Below are 21,611 nucleotides of genomic sequence, written 5' to 3'. Positions count from 1 at the left end.
TTTATGGCTTTTCAATGGCAAGACCTTCCGCTCGCCCTGCTGATCGGCATCGGCGCCACCGCCGTCATGGACGCCTGGCTGGTGCTGCTCCAGCGCCTGGGCGTGCCCACGCTCAACTTCGCGTTCATCGGCCGCTGGGTGGGCCACCTGCTGCGCGGCCAGTTCGCCCACGCGGCCATCGCCGAGGCGGCACCCATCCGGGGTGAGAAGGCCTGGGGCTGGCTCACGCACTACGCCGTGGGCGTGGGTTTTGCCATGGTGCTGGTGGCCATCCAGGGCACGGACTGGGTGCGCAGCCCCACCCTGCTGCCCGCATTGGCCCTGGGCATTGGCACCGTGGCCGCGCCGCTTTTGGTGATGCAACCGGCCATGGGCGCGGGCTTTGCCGCATCGCGCACGCCCACGCCGCTCAGGAACTGCCTGCGCAGCCTGGCCAACCACACCGTTTTTGGCTTCGGCCTGTACCTGTCCGCGCTGGCCATCGGCCTGGTTTCACGATGACCGCCTCCCGCGCCCTCCCCCCAGAAAACACCCAAGGAAACCACACCATGCAACACATCGCCATCATCTATCACAGCGCCCACGGCCACACCGCCCACATCGCGCAGCAGGTCTGCCAGGGCGCCCAAGGGTTACCCGACATACACGCCGAGCTGGTCCGGGCCGAAGACCTGGCCCACACCCCCGACGCCCTGCTGCGCTACGACGGCGTGATCCTCGGCTCGCCCACCTACCTGGGCGGGGTTTCCGGCCCGTTCAAGGCCTTCATGGACGCCACCGGCCGCCTGTGGAAGACGCAGCAGCTCAAGAACCGGCTCGCAGCGGGCTTCACCGTGTCGTCGCTGCCTGCGGGCGACAAGCAGTCCACGCTGCTGTCGATGTTTGTGTTTGCGATGCAGCACGGCATGGTGTGGGTGGGCAACCCCATCCTGCCCGAGCAGCATGCCGGTGTACCGTACGACGAGGCCGCCAACCGGCTGGGCTCGTGGTCAGGCCTGATGGCGCAGGCAGGCCACGGGTCCCCCGCCGATGCCTTTGCCCCAGGGGATGTGAAGACGGCCCGGATGTTTGGCCGACATTTTGCGCAGACCTTGCAGCGCCTGGATACCGTTGCTGCGCCACAGCCCCGTGAGGAGATCGCCGCATGATCCCCGCCCGCTATGGCCCCGCGCTGTTCAGCCTGATTCTGTCGGGCACGATGTCGCTGCTGGTGTCGGGCATCGCCACCTACCGCACGCTGCCGCCGCACCAGGGCTTTGTGGGCCCGTGGATGAGCGCCTGGCTGACCGCGTGGCTGCTGGCGTTCCCGGCCGTGATGCTGGCGGCCCCGCTGGCCCGCCGGGCCGTGGCCCGGCTCACCACACCCGGTGCAAAGGGGTCGCACCGCCACTGAAATGCGGTAGCAACCTCAGCCTGGGGCCCACAGCAAAAACCGCGTTTCGCAGCGCCCCAAAAGCGGCTACGCTGCGGGCCATGAACACCCCCACGCTCCCGCCACGCACCGTGCGCCTGCGCCTGCGCATGTGGCTGCTGGGCCTGTCGCTGCTGACGACCCTGCCGCTGCTGGTGTTTGCACTGTCGGTGGTGTGGGAGTTCAAGGAGTTCCAGCAGCGCACCCTGGTGGAGCAGCTGGAACGCCGCAGTGACGAGCTGGCCCACACCGTGGCCGAAAAGCTGCACAGCACCCTGGGCACCCTCAATGCGCTGGCCGAATCCGATGCCGCCCTGGCGCTGGATGCGCCCGGCCTCTACCTCCACGCCAAGCGTGTTGTTGCCCGCGACCCCGACATCCGCGCGATCACCCTGGTCACCCAGGACCGCATCCTTTTCCTGACGGCTGCCCCGTTTGGACGCACCGACCTGCCCGTGAGCGCCGCCAGCCACGTTGCCACCGCGTTGCGTACCCAGAGTCCGAATGTGTCCGGGCCATTTTTATCCCCGGTGAGCCCCATCCAGGTGGTCGCACTCACCGTGCCGCTGGCGCGCGAGGGCGAGGCCACCTATGCGCTGCGCGGCATCCTGGCTGTGGACTCGCTCAACAGCCTGGTGGCCGCTGAACGCCTGCCCGCAGGCTGGATTGCGGGCATCGCCGACGCCGAAGGCACCGTGGTGGCACGCAGCCACGATGCGGCGCGGTATGTGGGCAAACCGGCCAGCGCATCGTTCCGGCAAGGCATCCTCTCCGCCGGACAACCCGCCCCGTTCCTGGGCGCCACGCTGGAAGGCACGCCCACCATGAACCTGGTGCGGCCCGTGTTCGGCTTTGACTGGTACCTGGGCGTGGCGGTGCCGCAGACCATCCTGCACGGCCCCCTGACGGACATGCTGTGGCACATGGCGGGCCTGGGCCTGCTGTGGATGGCGCTGTCGGTAGTCACCGCCATGGCGTTTTCGCGCTACCTGCTGCGCCAGATGAAGGCCGTGGCCCACGCCGTGGACGGGTCTGCCGATCCACGCAGCAGGCCCGTGACCCTGCGGGTGTCCGAGCTGGCGGCCATTGCCGAGCAGTTTGATGCCACCCGGCGCAGCGAGGCGGCCATGCGCGGCGACCGCGACGTGGCCGTGAGCGCGCGCGAACAGGTGCAGGATTTGTACGACCACGCGCCCTGCGGCTACCACTCGCTCGACCACGAGGGCCGCGTGTTGCGCATGAACCAGACCGAGCTGCAATGGCTGGGCCTGCCGCTGGCACTGGTGCAGGGCCGGGCCTATTCCGACTTTCTGACACCGGCCAGCCAACAGATCTTCCAGGACCGCTTTCCCCAGTTCATGACCGAAGGCCACATCAAGGACCTGGAGATGGAACTGCTGACCGCGTCCGGCGAGGCCATGCCCATCCTGATCAGCGCCACCGCCATCCACGATGCCCAGGGCCGCTTTGTGGCCAGCCGCTCCACCGTGTTCGACCATACCGAGAAGAAGCGTGTGCAGGCCCAGCTGGAGCGCATGGCGCGCAGCGATGCACTGACCGGCCTGAGCAACCGGCGTGACTTCTACGACAAAGCCGAACACGAAATCGCGCGCAGTCGCCGCAGCATGCAGGTGTTCTGCGTGCTGATGCTGGACGTGGACTTTTTCAAGAAGATCAACGACGAGTACGGCCATGCCGGGGGCGACGATGTGCTGGTGCAGCTGGCGCAGTTGCTGGTGGCCCAGTTGCGCAGTGTGGACCTGCCCGCCCGCATCGGCGGAGAAGAGTTTGCCGTGCTCATGCCTACCACCCCGCTGGCCGAAGCAGTGACCGCCGCCGAGCGCCTGCGCCTGGCCCTGCAGACCACCCCAGTGGCTCTGCGCGATGGGCGCGCCGTGCATGTCACGGCTTCCATCGGGCTGGCGCAATGGGGCCCGGGCGATGCCGATATCGAGGCCACCCTCAAGCGGGCCGATGCGGCGCTCTACCGGGCCAAGGCCCAAGGACGCAACCAGGTGTGCACCGAAGACTGACGTCCATCAGGCGGCCTGCTGCACGGCGGCACGGCGGTGCCACCGACAAGGTCTCCGCCCCTGCGCCCCTGGCTCCCATCCCCCAACAAGCCCTCGCGGACAGGCCACCAGCAGGGTGTCTATACTCGCTATTCCAAATGTGAATAACGACTCCCTCGCATCCACCACCATGCTCCAGCACCTCGCCCCCGCGCTTCGCGCCATCGTTGGCTGGTTCGGTCTCGCCCTGGCCTCCGTACAGACGGCGCAGGCCGACACCGTCTCTGTTGCAGTGGCCGCCAACTTCACGGCCCCCATGCAGAAGATTGCTGCAGCTTTCCAGACCGACACGGGTCACAAGGCCGAGTTGTCGTTTGGCGCCACCGGCAAGTTCTACGCGCAGATCAGCAACGGCGCACCGTTCCAGATCCTGCTGTCGGCCGACGACACCACCCCCGCCCGGTTGGAGAAGGAAGGCAAGGCCGTGGCCAACGCGCGCTTTACCTATGCCATTGGCACACTGGTGCTGTGGAGCGCCCAGCCCGGCTATGTGGACGCCCAGGGCAGCGTGCTCAAGACCGGCGACTTCAAGCACCTGGCCATTGCCAACCCCAAGATCGCGCCCTATGGCATGGCAGCCATGCAGGCCATGGACAAGCTGGGCGTGACCGCACGGCTGCAGCCGCGTTTGGTACAGGGCGAGAACATTGCACAGACCCACCAGTTTGTGGCCACCGGCAATGCGCAACTTGGGTTTGTGGCGTTGTCGCAGGTGATGGCCGACGGCAAGATTACGAACGGCTCGGCCTGGCAGGTGCCCGCTGGCCTGCACGAGCCCATCCGCCAGGATGCCGCCCTGCTTTTGCCCGGCAAGGACAGCGCAGCGGCGGCAGCATTGCTCAGCTATCTGCGTGGCGACAAGGCCAGGGCCATCATCCGGTCGCACGGCTACAGTTTCTGACCCCCTGCGGCCCACACACTCCTCCATCCCCTGCCATGCCCTTCTCCAGCGCTGACCTGGCGGCCATTGGCCTCACGCTGCGGCTGGCAGGCACCACCATGGTGCTGCTGCTGGTGCTGTGCACGCCGCTGGCCTGGTGGCTGGCGCACACGCGGTCGCGCTGGCGCGGCCCGGTGTCGGCGGTGGTGGCGCTGCCCCTGGTGCTGCCGCCCACGGTGATCGGTTTCTATCTGCTGATCACCCTGGGGCCCCAAGGCCCTATCGGGCAATTCACCCAAAGCCTGGGGCTGGGCACGCTGCCCTTCACCTTCTGGGGCCTGGTGGTGGGCTCGCTCATCTATTCGCTGCCGTTTGCGGTGCAACCGCTGCAGCACGCGTTCGAGGCCATCGGCAGTCGGCCGATGGAGGCCGCCGCCACCCTGGGAGCGGGCCCACTGGACAGGTTCTTCACCGTGGCGCTGCCGCTGGCCCGGCCGGGTTTTGTCCATGCCGCAATCCTGAGCTTTGCGCACACGGTGGGCGAGTTCGGCGTGGTGCTCATGCTGGGCGGCAACATCCCTGGCGTGACGCGTGTGGTGTCAGTGCAGATTTACGACCACGTGGAGGCGCTGGAGTATGCCCAGGCGCACTGGCTGGCCGGGGGCATGGTGGTGTTCTCGTTCCTGGTGCTGCTGGGCCTGAACCTCACGCGGCGCCGCGCCCCCCTGGTGTCGTGAGGCAATGATGGAAACCGCACCGCCCCTGCCCTTCATCGACGCCCGCCTGCACCTGGTGCGCCCAGGCTTCACTCTGGATGTGGACCTGCATCTGCCTGGACGCGGTGTGACGGCGCTGTTCGGCCCCTCGGGCTGCGGCAAGACCACCTGCCTGCGTGGCATCGCGGGCTTGACCCGCAATCATCCGAACCCGAGCCTGGCCCGCGCCCGGCCCGGCCGCGTGGTGGTGAATGGCGAGGTCTGGCAGGACGACGCCGCCCACCTCTGGCGCGCCACCCACGAGCGCGCGCTGGGCTATGTGTTTCAGGAGGCCAGCCTGTTCGACCACCTGAACGTGCGCGGCAACATCGCTTATGGCCTGCAGCGCACGCCGCCCGCGCGGCGCCAGGTGGCGCTGGAGCAGGCCGTTGAACTGCTGGGCATCGGCCATCTGATGGAGCGCAAGCCCCAGGCCCTGTCGGGCGGCGAGCGCCAGCGTGTCGCCATTGCGCGCGCGCTGGCCACCAGCCCGCGCCTGCTGCTCATGGACGAGCCCCTGGCCGCGCTGGACGCACAGCGCAAGGCCGAGGTCCTGCCCTATCTGGAGACGCTGCACCGCGCGCTCGACATCCCCGTGCTGTACGTGAGCCACGCCATCGACGAGGTCGCACGGCTGGCGAGCCACATGGTGCTGCTGCGCGAAGGCCGCGTGCTGGCCCAGGGCCCCACGGGCGAGCTGATCACCCGCCTGGACCTGCCCCTAGCCCATGGCGATGCAGCCGCCACGGTGATTGACAGCACCGTGCAGCAGCATGATGCACACGACCACATCACCACCGTGGGGTTCAGCGGCGGGCAACTGCTGCTGGTCAGCCCCACGGCGCACGCGCCGGGCGAGGCACTGCGCCTGCGCGTGCAGGCGCGCGACGTGAGCCTGGCCCTGGCCGCGCCCGAAGACAGCAGCATCCTCAACATCCTGCCCGCCACCGTGGTGGCCTTGGCCGAAGACAGCCCAGGCCAGTGCATGGTGGCGCTGGACGCCGGGGCCACGCGGCTGCTGGCGCGGGTCACCCAGCGGTCGGCCCAGGCGCTGTCGCTGGCGCCGGGTCGGGCTGTTTTTGCGCAGATCAAGGGCATTGCCATCGTGAACTGACCCCGCCCAAAGTCAGGCCGCACCGATCGTATGATGGCCCGCAGACACACAACACCAAAAGGGGAGGACAGGGTGGCCATGGCGTGGACAAAACGATGCAGACGATCACTGACCGGTACGCACGCGCGACTCCATGAAGGCGTGCACACCAAGCCGGGCGGGGTCTGAGCCATGGCAGCCCTCAAAACCCTGGTCCTGGGCGGCTACGGCAACTTTGGCGCACGCATCTGCCGCGCACTGGCGGGCGACCCGGCCACCCACCACGGCATCGAACTGCTGGTGGCAGGCCGTGATGCCACCCGCGCCCAGGCCCTGGCGCACACGCTGGACCACGGCGCGCAAGGCATCGCGCTGGACCACCAGGCACCCGGCCTGGCCAACCGGCTGCGCGCGCTGGGCGTGGGCCTGGTGATCCACACGGCAGGCCCCTTCCAGGCACAGGCCTACGGCGTGGCCCAGGCCGCTGCCGAGGCAGGCGCGCACTACATTGACCTGGCCGACGGGCGCCGGTTTGCGTGCGACTTTCCGGCAGCGCTGCAGGCCCCCTTTGCGGCGGCCGGGCGCACCGCAGTCACCGGAGCCAGCACCGTGCCCGCACTGTCGTCGGCTGTCATCGACCACCTGTGCGCAGACTGGCAGCACATCGACAGCATCGACATCTGCATCGCCCCTGCACAGCGCGCGCCGCGCGGTGAGGCCACGCTGGCCGCCGTGCTGAGCTATTGCGGGCTGCCAATTCCCGTGTGGGAAGGTGGCCGCTGGCAGCCCCGGCGGGGCTGGGCCGCGCCCACGCCGGTGCGGTTCCACCGCCTGCGGCCACGCCTGGGGGCAGTGTGCGACATCCCGGACCTGGAGATTTTCCCAGCCCACTACCGGGTGCGCGACCGCGTCCTGTTCCGCGCCGCGCTGGAAGTGGGCATCGCGCAGCGCAGCTTTGCCACCCTGGCCGCCCTGCGCCACTGGGGGCTGCTGCCCCACCCCGAAAAGCTGGCGGGGCTGCTGCACCGCACCGGCGGCGTGCTCGACGCCCTGGGCACCCCCTTGGGCGGCATGGTGGTGCGGGTGGCAGGTGCCGACGCCCAGGGCCAGCCGCGCCAGCGCGCGTGGCACATTGCGGCCGACCACGACCACGGCCCCGAGATCCCCTGCATGGCCGCCATCCTGCTGGCCCGGCAACTGGCCGCCGGGCAGGCCCTGCCCACAGGCGCCCATACCAGCACCGGCCTGCTGCCGCTGGCAGCATTTGCGCCCGAGTTTGCGAAGTGGGGCATGGTGACAGACACCGTGGAGGAGGCATGACGCCCGCCGCCCATGCGCTGCTGCGCTGGAGCCTTGTCTTCGTGTGGCTGGCCACGGCCCTGGTGAGCGTGGTGGAGCTGAACGGGCAAAGCCGCGCACTGCTGGTCAGCCTGCCCCCTGCGTGGAGCAGCATTGCAGGATTGGCGCCCTCACTCATCCTGGCCGGAGCTGCCGCCGATGCGGCGCTGGGCGCCTGGATGGCCTGGCGGCCCGGCCGGGCGGCCTACCTCGCAGCCCTGGTGCTGATGGGGATCATGACCCTGCTGGCCAGCGCCATCGACCCGTCCTGGTGGCTGCACCCGCTGGGCCCGCTGACCAAGAACCTGCCCATTGCCGCCATCCTGCTGGTGCTGCTGCAGGACGAACGCGCGAAGTCCCCATGAGCCTGTACCTCACCCTCAAGTGGCTGCACATCGTCTCCAGCGTGCTGCTGGTGGGCACGGGGCTCGGCTCGGCGTTCTACATGTTCTTCACCAACCGCAGCGGCAATGTGCAGGCGCAGGCCGTGGTCACGCGCCTGGTGGTGCGGGCAGACTGGTGGTTCACCGCGCCCACGGTGCTCATCCAGCCCGCCACGGGGCTGGCCATGGCGGCCATGGCGGGCCTGCCCTGGAGCACACCGTGGCTGGCTGTGTCGATCGCGCTGTACCTGGTGGCCGGGGCCTGCTGGCTGCCCGTGGTGTGGCTGCAGCTGCGCATGCGCGACATGGCAGCGCAGGCCGCACAAAGCGAACAGGGCGACGGCGTGCTGCCCCCGCTGTACTGGCGCTACGCCCGCTGGTGGGAGGCGCTGGGCTACCCCGCCTTTGTGGCCATGGCCGTGGTGTTCTACCTGATGGTGAACAAGCCTGCGCTGGGCTTCTGAACCTATGATGGCCCCATGCTCATCGAAACGCTGGACACGGCCCGCGACCTCGGGCGCCTGAAGGAAATCCTGGGGGTGATGGTGCGCCACGGCTTTGGCGACACCGTGCGCCGCATGGGCCTGGCCGACAGGCTGGAGCGCGCGGGCCAGGCGCTGAACTGGACGCATGCCGCCGACCTGGCCCGCGTGGAGCCGCCCGTGCAGGTGCGGCTGGCGCTGGAAGAACTGGGCCCGGCGTTCGTCAAGTTCGGGCAGATCCTCGCGGGCCGGGCCGATCTGTTCGGCCCCGAGTGGATTGCCGAGTTCGAAAAACTGCACAGCCAGGTGCCCGCCGTGCCCTTCGATGCCCTGCGCCCGCAGCTGCGCGAAGACCTGGGCGCCGAGCCCGAAGAGGTGTTCGCGTGGTTCGACACCACACCGCTGGCTGCGGCCTCCATCGCCCAGGTGCACCGCGCCCGCCTGCATGGCGGCACCGAAGTGGTGGTCAAGATCCGCCGCCCCGGCATTGCCGACACCATCCACGCCGACCTGCGCCTGCTGCAACGCCTGGCCGCGCTGGCCGAGGCCGAGCTGCCTGCGCTCAAGCCCTACCGGCCGCAGCAGCTGGTGCGCGAATTCGCACGCTCCCTGCGGCGCGAGCTGGACCTGGCGGGCGAATGCCGCCAGGCCGAGCGCATCGCCGCCAACATGGCCGAAGCGCTGCCCCACATCGTGATCCCGCGCGTGCACTGGGCCTACACCCGCGAGCGCATCAACGTGCAGGATTTCATCGACGGCACACCTGGCGGCGCGCTGGCCGCGCTCACGCCCGAGGCGGGTTTCAACCGCCGCGTGCTGGCGCAGCGGGGCGCGCAGGCGGTGATCAAGATGATTGTGGAAGACGGCCTGTTCCACGCCGATCCGCACCCGGGCAACGTGTTCTACCTTCCCGGCAACCGCATTGCCTTCATCGACTTCGGGATGGTGGGGCGGCTGTCGCAGCGGCGGCGCGATGAGCTGCTGCAACTGCTGCTGGGCCTGGTGGAGCACCAGCCCCAGGCGGTGGCCGATGTGCTGCTGGACTGGACGGGCGACGCCCAGGGCCTGAACCTGGGCCAGCTCGAAACCGAGGTCGAGGCCTTTGTGGACCAGTACCACGGCGTGCCGCTGGCGCAGCTGAGCCTGGGCCAGATGCTGGCGGACGTGAGCGCCATCCTGCGCGAGCACCGCCTGGGGCTGCCGCCCGACCTGGCGCTGCTGATCAAGGCCTTCATCTCGCTCGAAGGCATGGGCCGCAACCTGGACCCGGGCTTTCACATGGCCACCGAAACCCTGCCCGTGCTCCAGCAGGTGGTGCGCCACCGCTACCGCCCTGAGGCGCTGGCCGGGCGCGCCTGGACCGCGCTGCGGCGGGTGCTGGCCACGGCGGAGCAGCTGCCGGACGACCTCTCGCGGCTGCTGCGCAATGCGCGGCGTGGGCACCTGCAGGTAGGCATCGAGCTGGCCCACCTCAAGCGCGTGGGTGACCAGATCGACCGCTCGGCCAACCGCTTGGCCATGGCGCTGGTGATTGCGTCGCTGATCATCGGCTCGTCCATCGTGATGACCGTGAAGGGCGGGCCCACGCTGTTCGGGCTGCCCGCGTTTGGTTTTCTGGGCTTCTTTGGCGCCGTGGTGTGTGGGCTGTGGCTGGTGCGGGCCATCTGGCGCAGCAGCCACCACCGGGATGACGACTGAGCATGCAGCTGTTGGGTTGCGCCCCTTCGCGCGAGCCCGACCTGCCTTGCTAACGTGACAACCCGCACAGCCCCTGTCGCTTGGAAACTGGCGCGGCGCAAGCCCGTGCCACCGTGGAACCGGCTCCGCCGGGCCACCGGTGGCGTCCCCTTGGGGGATGGCGCGAAGCGACTCAGGGGGATTTACTTTCCAGCGTTGGGGAAGAACAGCTGCTCGCCCCCGATCTTGTAGCCCGCGATGGCCTGCTGGCCAGCGGGCGACACCACCCAGTCCACAAACTTCTGCGCGTCCTGCGCCTTCACATGCGGGTGCTTGGCGGGGTTGACCACCATCACGCCGTATTGATTGAAAAGCCTGGTGTCGCCTTCGACCAGCACGGCCAGGTCGGCACGGTTCTTGAAGTTGAGCCAGGTACCCCGGTCGGCCAGCACGTAGGCGCCACTCGACGCGGCGATGTTGAGCGCCGGGCCCATGCCGCAGCCGCATTCCTTGTAGCCGCTGCCCTTGGCCGTGTCGGCACCCGCAAGCTTCCAGTAGCGCAGCTCGGCCGCGTGCGTGCCGCTCTTGTCGCCGCGCGAGACAAAGTTGCCGTTGGCCGTGGCCAGCTTCTGCAGAGCGGCCACGATGTCCTTGCCCTTGGTGCCCATCGGGTCGCCCTTGGGGCCGATCAGGATGAAGTCGTTGTACATCACGGGGTAGCGCTTCACGCCCCAGCCGTCGGCCACAAACTTCTCTTCGGCGACCTGGTCGTGCACAAACAGCACATCGGCATCACCCCGGCGCGCCATGTCGAGCGCCTGGCCGGTGCCCAGGGCCACCACCTTCACGTCCAGGCCACTGGCCTTCTTGAACTCGGGCATCAGGTGGCCAAACAGGCCCGACTGCTCGGTGGACGTGGTGGACGCCATGGTGATGTTCTGGGCGGATGCTGGGCCATACGCTACAAAAACAGTAGCTATCAGCACATACTGGACGCGCGCAAGAGGCTTAAAAAGCTTGAAGTTTTTCGTCATCGCCATCATCCCAGTTCTCCCTTGACAAACAAACGGGCGGCCTCTGGCAGGGGGCCGTTGAAAAAGTCGTGCACCGGCAGATCGGCCACCAGGCGGCCATGCTCCAGGTAGATCACACGGCTGGCCAGGCGCTTGACCTGGCCCAGGTTGTGGCTGCTGAACACCATGGTCACCGGGTGGGCCGGGCCCGCCGCGCCGTGGCTGGCGGCAAAGTCGGCCATCAGGGCTTCGACCTCGCGCTTGGCATGGGGGTCGAGGCTGGCGGTGGGCTCGTCGAGCAGCAGCACATCGGGCCGCAGCGCCCAGGCGCGGGCCAGCGCCACCCGCTGCTGCTGGCCGCCCGACAAGGTGCGGGCGTTCTGCGCAGCGATGTCGCGCAGGCCCACGCGCTGCAGCGCCGTGAGCGCCTGCAGCCGCGCATCGCGCCAGCGCGTACCGCGCAGCCACAGGCCCAGCGCCACGTTGTTCTGCGCGCTGGTGCGCAGCATGTGCGGGCGCTGGAACAGCATGGCCTGGCGCAAGGTGGCATCGCAGTGCAGGCCGCCTGCCTGGGTGCCCGCCAGGCCATTGAGCACGCGCAGCAAGGTGCTTTTGCCGCTGCCGTTGGCGCCCACCAGCGCCACGCGCTCGCCGGGGGTGATGCGCAGCGTGACCTGCTCCAGCGCGGGCACGCGGCCGTAGCGCACCGTCACCTGCCGCAGGTCGGCCCACGCCGTGCTGGGTGCGCCGCTCATGCCGCCACCCCCACCGCCGTGCCGCTTGCCGAGCCGTCCACCCGCTCGCGCCAGCGGCGCAGCAGCGCAATCAGCACATTGAGCGCCAGCACCACGGCCAGCAGGATGATGCCCAGCGCAAGCGCCAGGGGCAGGTCGCCCTTGCTGGTCTCCAGCGCAATGGCCGTGGTCATCACGCGCGTGAAGCCGTCGATGTTGCCGCCCACGATCATCACCGCGCCCACCTCGGAGATGGCGCGGCCGAACGAGGCCAGCAGCACCGTGAGCAAGGCATAGCGCTCGTCCCAGGCCAGCAGCAGGGCCCGCAGCAGCGGGCCTGCGCCCATGGAGCGCAGCTGCTCGCCGTGCGCGCGCTCGGCGTCTTCCACCACCTGGCGCGTGAGCGCCGTGACCACAGGCAACACCAGAATGGCCTGCGCCAGCACCATGGCCTTGAAGCTGAACAGCCAGCCCAGCGACCCGAGCGGCCCGCTGCGCGACAGCACCAGGTACACCACCAGCCCCACCACCACCGAGGGCACAGCCAGCAGGGTGTTGAGCACCGCCAGCGCCGCCCCGCGCCCGGTGAAGCGAGCCACGCCCAGCCAGGCGCCCAGCACCAGGCCCATGCCACAGGCCAGCAGACAGGCCGTGGCACTGACAGACAAGGAGCGGCCCACGATGGTCCAGAGGACGGGGTCGGAGGAGAGGGTGAGTTGCAGCGCTGTGACCGCGCTTTCGGTGAGAGTGGACATGGGCCAGAGGATCGGTTTGGGCTATCGTAGGCACCCATCCAATATCCAGCGATATGAACGTCCGTGCATAGGGTCCAACTTCACTACACACTCAGCAAGGATGCCGGCAACGCCCTCATCCGCAACCCGCTGCCCGAGCTGCTGCAGGCCGTGGCAGAACATGGCTCCATCTCGGGTGCCGCACGTGCGTTGGACCTTTCGTACCGCCATGTCTGGGGTGCACTCAAGCGCTGGGAGGACCAGCTGGGCGGCGAGCTGATCATCTGGGGCAAGGGCCAGTCGGCCCAGCTCAGCGAGTTCGGCGCCAAGCTGCTGTGGGCCGAACGCCAGGCCCAGGCACGGCTGGCACCGCAGATTGCGGCGCTGCACGCCGACCTGGAACGTGCGTTTGCCGTGGCCTTCGACCCCAACGCCCATGTGCTCACCCTGTACGCCAGCCACGACGACGCCCTGGTGGCCCTGCGCACCCATGCCGCGCAGGCCGATACGGGCGCACTGCACCTCGACATCCGCTTCACTGGCAGCGTGGACGCGATCCGCGCGCTGAACGAAGGGCGCTGCACGCTGGCTGGCTTCCACACCGTGGAGCAGGCCGGGGCCGATTCGCTCACCGCACATACCTACCAGCCCCTGCTGCAGCCGGGCCTGCACAAGATCATCGGCTTTGCCCAGCGTACGCAGGGCCTCATCGTGGCGCCAGGCAACCCGCTGGGGCTGCACAGCCTGCAGGACGTGGCCCGCACCGGCGCACGCTTCTTGAACCGGCCCCTGGGCACGGGCACGCGGGTGCTGCTCGACGACCTGCTGGCCCAGGCGGGGCTGGATGCGCAGGGCATCGTCGGCTATGCGCTCAATGAGCCATCCCACACCGCCATTGCCCAGGCCGTGGCCGCCGGGGCCGCCGATGTGGGCATGGGCATCGAGCTGGCCGCGCGCGCGCGCGGGCTGGACTTTGTGCCGCTGGTGCACGAGCGCTACCACCTGGCCTGCCTGAAAGCCAGCCTGGACCAACCCGCCACGCTCGCCCTGCGCACCCTGCTGCAAACCCCCGAATGGCTGGCCCACATGGCCACCCTGCCCGGCTACACCCCCCTGCGCTGCGGCGAGGTGCTGGCCATGAGCATGGTGCTGCCCTGGTGGCAGTTCACCCGAGCCAAGCGGTCTCCGTCCAAAAGGGCTTAGCAAACCAGTCGCCCCGGCAGGGTTGAGGAAGGGACCAAAGAGACCCGCCTTGTCAGCTCCAGCCCGGCGGCCTGCGGGACAGCACAGGTTTTCGCCTCAAACCAAGCACCGGGCAACAGTGCCCTGGGTGCCCGGCTGAATCGGCACGGACCAGCCGCCCCCTGAGGAAAACCCCATGGTTCCGCGTCAGGCTTTCTTCAGCGCCGAAGGGGTAGTATCCGCGTTACTTTCAGACACCCTCGGGCCCAGCAGCGTACTGGGCCCGCGTATCCGTTTCTAAACTCGAGGAGACACCACGTGTCAACACTACTCAAATTGGCTCTGGGCATGGACTGGATTTCCAGCAGGCTCAGCAAAGTTGCGACCTGGACCGTCCTGGCTGCAGCCCTCATTTCCGCAGGCAATGCGTTCATCCGCTACGGGTTGGACCTCAGCTCCAACGCCTGGCTGGAGATCCAGTGGTATCTGTTCGCCGCCACGGTCATGCTGGGCGCCCCTTTTGTACTGATGCTCAACGAGCACGTGCGTGTTGACATTGTGTATGGCAAGTTGCGTGGCAACAAGCAGGTCTATGTAGATATCGCGGGCCTGGTGATCTTCCTGCTGCCCGCCATGGCACTGATCGCCTACTTCAGCTGGCCGCTGTTCATGCGCGCCTTCGTCTCCGGAGAGATGTCCGGGAATGCCGGTGGCCTCATCCGCTGGCCCGCACTCCTGCTCATGCCACTTGGCTTCGTCCTCATGTTCCTGCAAGGCCTCGCCGAAATCGTCAAGCGCGTGGCCTATCTGCGTGGCATCTATCAGATGAACACCCACTACGAGAAGCCGGTTCAGTAGCCCGACCCCAGGCTGAACTAAGAACCTGCGGTGCCAATGAGCTGCAAAGCGTCGCGCCGCGATCTCCATTCCGGATAAATCAGGAAAAAAAAATGCAAATGGAAAACTTTGCCCCGATCATGTTCGCGGGCTTGGTGGTGGTGATGCTGATCGGCTTCCCCGTCGCCTTCTCACTGGCAGCGCTGGGGCTCGTATCAGGCTTCTTTGCCATCGAGATGGGCTGGTTCCCCGCTGTCTTCATGGCCAACCTGCCCATCAACATCTTCGGCATCCTCTCCAACGAGTTGCTGCTCGCCATCCCCTTCTTCACCTTCATGGGCGCCATCCTTGAGAAGTGCGGCCTGGCTGAAGACATGCTGGACTCCATGGGCCAGTTGTTTGGCACCGTGCGCGGCGGCCTGGGCTACTCGGTGATCATCGTTGGCTTCATCCTCGGCGCAATCACCGGCACCGTGGCGGGCCAGGTGATTGCCATGGCGCTGATCTCGCTGCCCGTGATGATCCGCTACGGCTACAACATGCGCTACGCTACCGGCGTGCTGGCGGCCTCGGGCACCATCACGCAGCTGGTGCCGCCCTCGCTGGTGCTGATCGTGATGGCCGACCAGCTCGGCCGCTCGGTGGGCGACATGTACCGTGGCGCCTGGGGTCCCTCCATCCTGCAAGTGCTGATCTTTGCGGGCTACACCTTCTTGCTGGGCGTTTTCAAGCCCCACTATGTGCCTGGCATCCCCAAGGAAGCACGCACCATGTCGGGCGCCAAGCTGTGGCTCAAATGCCTGCGCGGCATCATCCCCTCGGCCCTGCTGATCTTCGCCGTGCTGGGCTCCATGGGCGGCCTGCCCGGCATCGACACCGCCATTGCCACGCCAACAGAAGCGGGCGCCATGGGCGTGGTGGGTGCCATGCTGCTGGCGGCCATCCACAAGCGCCTGAACTGGGCGCTGATGTGGGAGGCCATGCAGGGAACGATGCGCCTGACGGCCATGGTGGTGTTCATCCTGATTGGTGCGCGCGTGTTCTCGATGGTGTTCCAGGGCGTGGACGGCGCAAAGTGGGTCGAGCACATGCTCGCAGGCCTGCCAGGCGGCCAGATCGGCTTCCTGATCGCTGTGAACATCTTCATCTTCTTCCTGGCGTTCTTCCTCGATTTCTTCGAGATCGCCTTCATCATCCTGCCCATGCTGGGCCCCGTCGCCGACAAGCTCGGCATCGACCTGATCTGGTTCGGCGTTCTGCTGTGCGTGAACATGCAGACCAGCTTCATGCACCCGCCCTTCGGCTTCGCGCTGTTCTATCTGCGCGGCATTGCCAACACACTTTTCAAGGAAGGGCGGATTCCCAAGCCGGTGCTGTCCAGCGATATCTACATGGGGGCAATCCCCTGGGTGGTGATGCAGATCCTGCTGGTCGCCATCGTGATCTTCGTGCCCCAGACAGTGACCATGTTCCTGCCCAAGCAGGAAATCATCGATACCGACAAGGTCCAGATCGAAGTGCCCGTGGACGACATGCGCACCGAAGAATCAACATCGGGCGCTGGGGAGAACCCCTTCGGCGATACGGCAACGCCTCCGGCGGAGCCCGCTGCACCGGCCGAACCCGCCAAGTGACCGGCGCACTGCGGCACGATCGATCTGCATGTTGAACTTCACACCCCAACCCATGATGGAGCCCTTCCGCTTCGCCCCCACAGGTGGCGAAGTGGCGGGCGCGGCGTTCTCCACCACCTTCCGGGTCTTTGCCACGGTGATCGTGGGGGGCTCCACCCTCTGGTTTGCGCAGCTGTGGTCACGTGGCGCGCTCGGTAGCGGCGTAAGCAACGGTACGGGCTGGTTCATCGCCGGCCTGGTGCTTATGGCCTGGACCTGGTGGAGCATCATGGTCAGCCGCACCCGCATCCATGCGAGCGGCTTGCACCAACGTTGGGTGTGGGACAAGGCCATGGCTTTCGATGATCTGGCCTACGTGCGCGTGATCCGCGTTCCAGGCCTGAGCTGGCTCATCGCACCGCGCCTGTATGTGCGCACACTGGCAGGCAAGTTCACTGTGTTCTACGGCGCCACACCCGAGCTCATCGCCGAGTTCGAACGCATCGGCGCCGAACTCAAGGCATTTCGCCAGTTCTGATTGGGGGGGTGGCCAGCAGCCATCACCTCCCACACCCGCTGCACCCTGCAGCCCAATGACCGCGCCCTGGCGCGGTTTCTTTTTCTCGCGCCGTCGTCCCCCGTGACTCAGCGGTGAGCACAGGACGCAATATCTGCAAGACCTGCGCAAAACCAAAGCCATCATGATGGTACCGCCGCACGGCGCGCCCATTGCGTCGTGCCAGGTGCTTGGTGCATCCATGCAAAACAACCCGCAGGCTAGGCTCTGTGCCAGCAGAACCCAACCTACTGGACCAAAAAAAACCGCGCCGAAGCGCGGTTTTTTTTTGTTTCCCCAGAACGGGTTGGGCGAGTGCGAGATCAGAGCTTGACGGTTTGCATGTAGCTATCAAACCGGCCTTCAGCCACACGGAACCATGCCACTTGATCGCGCTGGAACGCACGGAAGTCGGCGTAGATCTTCTTCCACTCAGGGCTCTTGGCGTCGTTCGCAGCGTACACCTCTTGCGATGCCTTGAACGAAGCGTCCAGCACATCCTTGGTGAACGGCAGCAGCTTGATCTTGGCGCCGATCAGCTGCTTGAGTGCCACGGGGTTGCGGGCATCGTACTTGGCCAGCATGTCCACGGCTGCATGCGACGATGCAGCCTGAATGATGGCCTTGTTCTCAGCCGACAACGCGTCGTAGGCTTTCTGGTTGACGAAGAAGTCCACCTCAGGACCGCCTTCCCACCAGCCGGGGTAGTAGTAGTGCGGGGCGACCTTGTTGAAGCCCAGCTTCTGGTCGTCGTACGGCCCCACCCACTCGGCTGCATCAATGGTGCCTTTTTCCAGCGCCTGGTAGATTTCGCCACCAGGCAGGCTTTGCGGAACCACGCCCAGCTTGGTCATCACTTCACCGACCAGACCGCCGCCCAGACGCATCTTCAGGCCCTTGAGGTCGGCAACCGACTTGATTTCCTTGCGGTACCAGCCGCCCATCTGCGTGCCGGTGTTGCCGCCAGCGAAGCTCAGCATGCCGTAGCCGGCATAGAACTCATCCATCAGCTTGCGGCCGTTGCCGTGCATCATCCAGGCGTTCATCTGGCGCGAGTTCATGCCGAACGGAATCGCCGAGCCCAGCGCGAAAGCGGGGTTCTTGCCGTAGAAGTAGTACGGCACGGTGTGGCACATTTCCACCGAACCTTGCTGCACGCCGTCGGCCACGCCCATGGCTGGCATCAGCTCACCGCCAGCATGGACGGAGATTTCGAACTTGCCGCCCGACATGGCCTTCACCGCATTGGCAAACACTTCAGCGCCGCCGTAAATGGTGTCGAGTGGCTTGGGGAAACTCGACGCAAGGCGCCAGCGCACAGCAGCCTGTGCGTGAACGGCAGGAGCAACACCCGCAGCCAGCACGCTAGCAATACCAGCATGCTTGATGATTGAACGACGATCCATGTGGTTATCTCCGAAAACTCTATTGCACAACTTGGCGCGCAGGGCTAATACCCGATGCCCAAGGACCTCTTTACCGGAAACGATTGTAGGAAGATGCCCCCCGCCAGATTTGCGGGTTTTCCCGTGAAAATCACGGAGGTACCCGAGCGTTCAGGCTTCTGCAAGCAATTGCGCCAACCCGCAGCCACCTCCATCCCACTCAGATCTTCTGGGCTGACATAAAAGTGTCGTAGCGTGCTTCGGCAAATCGAAACCAGAGGATCTGGTCACGCTGGAAATTACGCATGTCACCGTAGATCTTCTTCCACTCGGGAGATTTGGCGTCGTTCTCTGCAAAGACATCCATCGAGGCCTTGAACGATGCGTCCATGACGGCCTGTGAAAAAGGCAGCACCTTGGTCTTGGCTGCAACCAATTGCTTGAGCGCTGTGGGATTCAGCGCGTCGTACTTGGCGAGCATGTCCGAATGCGCCAAGGCGGCGGCGGCCTCCACGATGAGTTTGTAGTCTGCAGAGAGACCATCAAACGCCTTGCGGTTGATGAAGAAATCCACCTCGGGCCCACCCTCCCACCAACCTGGGTAGTAGTAGTAAGGCGCCACTTTGTGAAAGCCCAGTTTCTGATCATCGTAGGGCCCCACCCATTCAGCAGCATCGATGGTGCCTTTCTGCAGCGCCTGGTAGATCTCGCCCCCTGGGATGCTCTGCGGAATGGCCCCCAGCTTGGCCATCACGTCTCCGACCAGTCCGCCTCCCAGCCGCATCTTCATGCCCTTGAAGTCGCTCGGGCTCTTGATCTCACGCAGGTACCACCCCCCCATCTGCGTGCCGGTGTTTCCACCGGCAAAGCTCACCATGTTGAAGCCTCCGTAAAACTCGTTCATGAGTTTGCGCCCGTTGCCATGCTGCATCCAAGCACTCATCTGGCGGGAATTGAAACCAAAGGGGATGGCAGAGCCCAGAGCAAAGGCGGGGCTCTTGCCATAGAAGTAGTACGGCACGGTGTGCGCCATTTCCACGGACCCGCCCTGCACTGCATCCACGACACCGAACGCCGGCATCAATTCTCCACCTGCGTGCACCGAAATATCGAAGCGGCCGTTCGTCATCGTTTTGACGGCCCTCGCAAACACCTCGGCGCCACCATAAATAGTATCCAGCGACTTGGGGAAACTGGATGCCAATCGCCACCGTATGGATGCTTGCGCAAACACGGCAGGCGCCGCTCCGGTGGCCAACACCCCGGCGATGCCTGCATGTTTGATGAGGGAACGGCGATCCATAACACTAGTCTCCGTGAGTTTGTGACAGGCAATGGAGCAGAACCCCGTCGCGACGCCCAGCGCAGGCCTTAGCCTATTGCCTTTTGTCACGATTGTAGGAGTACGAGGGGCATCGAGCCCTCTTGGTTTTCCCGGTCTCACAAGGAACTGGATCGCCGCAGCACACCCAATTCCGCCCCTCCACCACCAGCGATCAATGGCTAGAAAGGGCTAGAGACACGGGCTGCATGAGCCGTCCGGAGGACAACCGAAAAGCAAGCTGGCTAGCGCGAAAACCGAAGCTCGATGGCTTTGCGTATCCCCACCGCATCCAGCCCTTGCAGCGACAGCAGCTTGGCCGGGTCGCCGTGTTCGATGAACGCATCGGGCAGGCCCAGCTGCAGCACGGGGCGCACGATGCCCATGGTGTTGAGGGCTTCGGTCACGGCACTGCCCGCGCCACCCTGGATCGCACCTTCTTCGAGCGTGACCAAGGCATCGTGGCGCTCGGCCACGTCGCGCAGCAAGGCCTCGTCGATGGGCTTGGCCCAGCGCATGTTGACCACGGTGGCATCCAGCGACTCCGCCGCCTCCAGCGCGGGGTACAGCAAGGTGCCAAACGACAGGATGGCGATGCGCGGCGCGTTGGCATCGGTGCCCTGGCGCTCGCGGCGGATCTCGCCCTTGCCGAACGGCAGCCCCTCCAGCCCCGCCAGCGGGGCCACACCTGCTCCGCTGCCACGCGGGTAGCGCACGGCCACGGGGTGGTTCTGCTCGAAGGCCGTGGTGAGCAGCTGGCGGCATTCGCGCTCATCGGCCGGGCAGGCCATGCCCATGTTGGGGATGCAGCGCACAAACGGGATGTCGTACGCCCCTGCATGGGTGGCGCCGTCGGCACCGACCAGGCCCGCACGGTCGAGCGCAAACACCACGGGCAGGTTCTGCAGGGCCACATCGTGGATCAACTGGTCGTAGCCGCGCTGCAGGAAGGTGGAGTAGATCGCCACCACGGGCTTCACGCCCTCGCAGGCCATGCCCGCGGCAAAGGTCACGGCGTGCTGCTCGGCAATGCCCACGTCGTAGTAGCGCTCGGGGAAACGCTTTTCAAACTCGACCATGCCCGAGCCCTCGCGCATGGCAGGCGTGATGCCCACCAGGCGCTGGTCCTGCGCGGCCATGTCGCACAGCCACTGGCCAAACACCTGGGTAAAGGTCTGCTTGGGTGGCGTGGCGGGCTTGGTCAGGCCCACACTGGGGTCGAACTTGCCAGGGCCGTGGTAAGCGATGGGGTCGGCCTCGGCCAGCTTGTAGCCCTGGCCCTTCTTGGTGACCACATGCAGGAACTGCGGGCCCTTGAGGCTCTTGATGTTTTCGAGCGTGGGGATCAGCGAATCGAGGTCATGCCCGTCGATGGGGCCGATGTAGTTGAAGCCGAATTTCTCGAACAGGGTGGCGGGCACCACCATGCCCTTGGCCTGCTGCTCGAAACGCTTGGCCAGCTCCAGCAGGGGCGGCACGGGCTTGAGCACGGTCTTGCCCACATTCTTGGCGGCGGCGTAGAACTGGCCGCTCATGAGCTGGGCCAGGTAGCGGTTGAGCGCGCCTACGGGCGGGCTGATGCTCATGTCGTTGTCGTTGAGCACCACCAGCAGGTTGCAGTCGGCCACACCGGCGTTGTTCAGCGCTTCAAACGCCATGCCTGCCGTCATCGCGCCGTCGCCGATGATGGCCACGGCGTGGCGGTTTTCGCCCTTGCGCTTGGCGGCCAGTGCCATGCCCAGGGCCGCCGAGATGCTGGTGCTGGAATGCGCCGTGCCAAAGGTGTCGTAGATGCTTTCGGCGCGCTGCGGGAAGCCCGAGATGCCGCCCAGCTGGCGCAGCGTGTGCATGCGGTCGCGGCGGCCGGTCAGGATCTTGTGCGGGTAGGTCTGGTGGCCCACATCCCACACTAGGCGGTCTTCGGGGGTGTTGAAGACATGGTGCAGGGCCACGGTCAGCTCCACCGTGCCCAGGTTGGAGCTGAGGTGTCCGCCGGTCTGGGAGACGCTGTGCAGCACGAACTCGCGCAGCTCGGCAGCCAGCGCCTTGAGGTCGGCGCGCGCGAGCTGGCGCAGGTCTGCCGGGTCGTTGATGGTCTGCAGCAGGGGGAAGGAGGTCGTGGACATTTACTATTCTTTTAATAGC

General features: G+C 66.4%; 21 protein-coding genes. 15 read left to right on the top strand and 6 right to left on the bottom strand.

Going from position 1 to position 21,611, the window contains the following annotated elements; genetic code table 11:
- Positions 1-3: 3 nt before the first annotated feature.
- From CBY09_RS08580 to CBY09_RS08530, 11 genes are all read left to right on the top strand, one after another.
- On the top strand, positions 4-501 hold the full coding sequence (locus tag CBY09_RS08580; RefSeq protein WP_094288473.1) for a DUF2938 domain-containing protein: 498 nt from the start codon (positions 4-6) through the stop codon (positions 499-501).
- A gap of 47 nt (positions 502-548) precedes the next feature.
- Positions 549-1,148, top strand: a complete 600-nt coding sequence (locus CBY09_RS08575; RefSeq protein ID WP_094288613.1) for a flavodoxin family protein — start codon at positions 549-551, stop codon at positions 1,146-1,148.
- Positions 1,145-1,393, top strand: a complete 249-nt coding sequence (locus tag CBY09_RS08570; RefSeq protein ID WP_094288471.1) for a DUF2798 domain-containing protein — start codon at positions 1,145-1,147, stop codon at positions 1,391-1,393. The genes CBY09_RS08575 and CBY09_RS08570 overlap by 4 nt, the downstream gene beginning before the upstream one ends.
- 80 nt (positions 1,394-1,473) lie before the next feature.
- The gene (locus CBY09_RS08565) at positions 1,474-3,444 is read left to right on the top strand and encodes a sensor domain-containing diguanylate cyclase (protein WP_094288469.1); all 1,971 of its coding nucleotides are present in this window, start codon (positions 1,474-1,476) and stop codon (positions 3,442-3,444) included.
- Between the two features lie 169 nt (positions 3,445-3,613).
- Positions 3,614-4,384, top strand: coding sequence for a molybdate ABC transporter substrate-binding protein (gene modA / locus CBY09_RS08560; RefSeq protein ID WP_094288467.1), 771 nt, complete (start codon positions 3,614-3,616; stop codon positions 4,382-4,384).
- Positions 4,385-4,419: 35 nt separating this feature from the next.
- Positions 4,420-5,100, top strand: a complete 681-nt coding sequence (modB, locus tag CBY09_RS08555; RefSeq protein ID WP_094288465.1) for a molybdate ABC transporter permease subunit — start codon at positions 4,420-4,422, stop codon at positions 5,098-5,100.
- A 7-nt stretch (positions 5,101-5,107) separates the two neighbouring features.
- Positions 5,108-6,232 carry a molybdenum ABC transporter ATP-binding protein gene (modC, locus tag CBY09_RS08550; RefSeq protein WP_094288611.1) on the top strand — a complete coding sequence of 375 codons (1,125 nt, stop codon included), beginning with the start codon at positions 5,108-5,110 and terminating at the stop codon, positions 6,230-6,232.
- Between the two features lie 171 nt (positions 6,233-6,403).
- Positions 6,404-7,531 carry a saccharopine dehydrogenase NADP-binding domain-containing protein gene (locus tag CBY09_RS08545; protein ID WP_094288463.1) on the top strand — a complete coding sequence of 376 codons (1,128 nt, stop codon included), beginning with the start codon at positions 6,404-6,406 and terminating at the stop codon, positions 7,529-7,531.
- Positions 7,528-7,914, top strand: a complete 387-nt coding sequence (locus tag CBY09_RS08540; protein ID WP_094288461.1) for a DoxX-like family protein — start codon at positions 7,528-7,530, stop codon at positions 7,912-7,914. Before CBY09_RS08545 ends, CBY09_RS08540 begins: the two co-directional genes overlap by 4 nt.
- Positions 7,911-8,396 carry a DUF2269 family protein gene (locus CBY09_RS08535; RefSeq protein WP_094288459.1) on the top strand — a complete coding sequence of 162 codons (486 nt, stop codon included), beginning with the start codon at positions 7,911-7,913 and terminating at the stop codon, positions 8,394-8,396. The genes CBY09_RS08540 and CBY09_RS08535 overlap by 4 nt, the downstream gene beginning before the upstream one ends.
- A 15-nt stretch (positions 8,397-8,411) precedes the next feature.
- Positions 8,412-10,112, top strand: coding sequence for an ABC1 kinase family protein (locus tag CBY09_RS08530; RefSeq protein WP_094288456.1), 1,701 nt, complete (start codon positions 8,412-8,414; stop codon positions 10,110-10,112).
- Positions 10,113-10,294: 182 nt separating this feature from the next.
- On the opposite strand, the gene CBY09_RS08525 is transcribed toward CBY09_RS08530, so the two are convergent.
- From CBY09_RS08525 to CBY09_RS08515, 3 genes are read right to left on the bottom strand one after another with little or no spacing between them, the layout of a single operon-like run.
- A complete protein-coding gene (locus tag CBY09_RS08525) occupies positions 10,295-11,134 on the bottom strand; it encodes an ABC transporter substrate-binding protein (RefSeq protein ID WP_165773887.1) in 840 nt (279 codons plus the stop codon).
- Entirely contained in the window at positions 11,131-11,859 is a 729-nt protein-coding gene (locus CBY09_RS08520) for an ABC transporter ATP-binding protein (protein ID WP_094288454.1), read from the bottom strand. Before CBY09_RS08520 ends, CBY09_RS08525 begins: the two co-directional genes overlap by 4 nt.
- A complete protein-coding gene (locus CBY09_RS08515; protein ID WP_094288452.1) occupies positions 11,856-12,593 on the bottom strand; it encodes an ABC transporter permease in 738 nt (245 codons plus the stop codon). Before CBY09_RS08515 ends, CBY09_RS08520 begins: the two co-directional genes overlap by 4 nt.
- A gap of 63 nt (positions 12,594-12,656) precedes the next feature.
- Here CBY09_RS08515 and CBY09_RS08510 point away from each other — a divergent pair, with 63 nt between their 5' ends.
- The 4 genes from CBY09_RS08510 (at position 12,657) to CBY09_RS08495 (ending at position 16,742) form a co-directional block, all read left to right on the top strand.
- On the top strand, positions 12,657-13,775 hold the full coding sequence (locus CBY09_RS08510) for a substrate-binding domain-containing protein (protein ID WP_094288450.1): 1,119 nt from the start codon (positions 12,657-12,659) through the stop codon (positions 13,773-13,775).
- A 297-nt stretch (positions 13,776-14,072) separates the two neighbouring features.
- Positions 14,073-14,612, top strand: a complete 540-nt coding sequence (locus tag CBY09_RS08505) for a TRAP transporter small permease subunit (RefSeq protein ID WP_094288448.1) — start codon at positions 14,073-14,075, stop codon at positions 14,610-14,612.
- 92 nt (positions 14,613-14,704) lie between these two features.
- A complete protein-coding gene (locus CBY09_RS08500) occupies positions 14,705-16,225 on the top strand; it encodes a TRAP transporter large permease (RefSeq protein WP_094288446.1) in 1,521 nt (506 codons plus the stop codon).
- Positions 16,226-16,277: 52 nt separating this feature from the next.
- Positions 16,278-16,742: a hypothetical protein gene (locus CBY09_RS08495; RefSeq protein WP_240515645.1), complete on the top strand. Its 465-nt coding sequence runs from the start codon at positions 16,278-16,280 to the stop codon at positions 16,740-16,742.
- Positions 16,743-17,083: 341 nt separating this feature from the next.
- On the opposite strand, the gene CBY09_RS08490 is transcribed toward CBY09_RS08495, so the two are convergent.
- The 3 genes from CBY09_RS08490 to dxs form a co-directional block, all read right to left on the bottom strand.
- Positions 17,084-18,166: a TRAP transporter substrate-binding protein gene (locus tag CBY09_RS08490; protein ID WP_094288442.1), complete on the bottom strand. Its 1,083-nt coding sequence runs from the start codon at positions 18,164-18,166 to the stop codon at positions 17,084-17,086.
- 199 nt (positions 18,167-18,365) lie between these two features.
- Positions 18,366-19,448, bottom strand: a complete 1,083-nt coding sequence (locus CBY09_RS08485; protein ID WP_094288440.1) for a TRAP transporter substrate-binding protein — start codon at positions 19,446-19,448, stop codon at positions 18,366-18,368.
- A 263-nt stretch (positions 19,449-19,711) separates the two neighbouring features.
- Positions 19,712-21,592, bottom strand: coding sequence for a 1-deoxy-D-xylulose-5-phosphate synthase (dxs, locus tag CBY09_RS08480; protein ID WP_094288438.1), 1,881 nt, complete (start codon positions 21,590-21,592; stop codon positions 19,712-19,714).
- Between the last annotated feature and the right edge of the window lie 19 nt (positions 21,593-21,611).

The sequence above is a fragment of the Acidovorax kalamii genome (assembly GCF_002245625.1).
Lineage (GTDB): Bacteria > Pseudomonadota > Gammaproteobacteria > Burkholderiales > Burkholderiaceae_C > Acidovorax > Acidovorax kalamii.
Note: the sequence above shows the minus strand (reverse complement) of the source record. Positions and strands in the feature narration are given on the sequence as shown.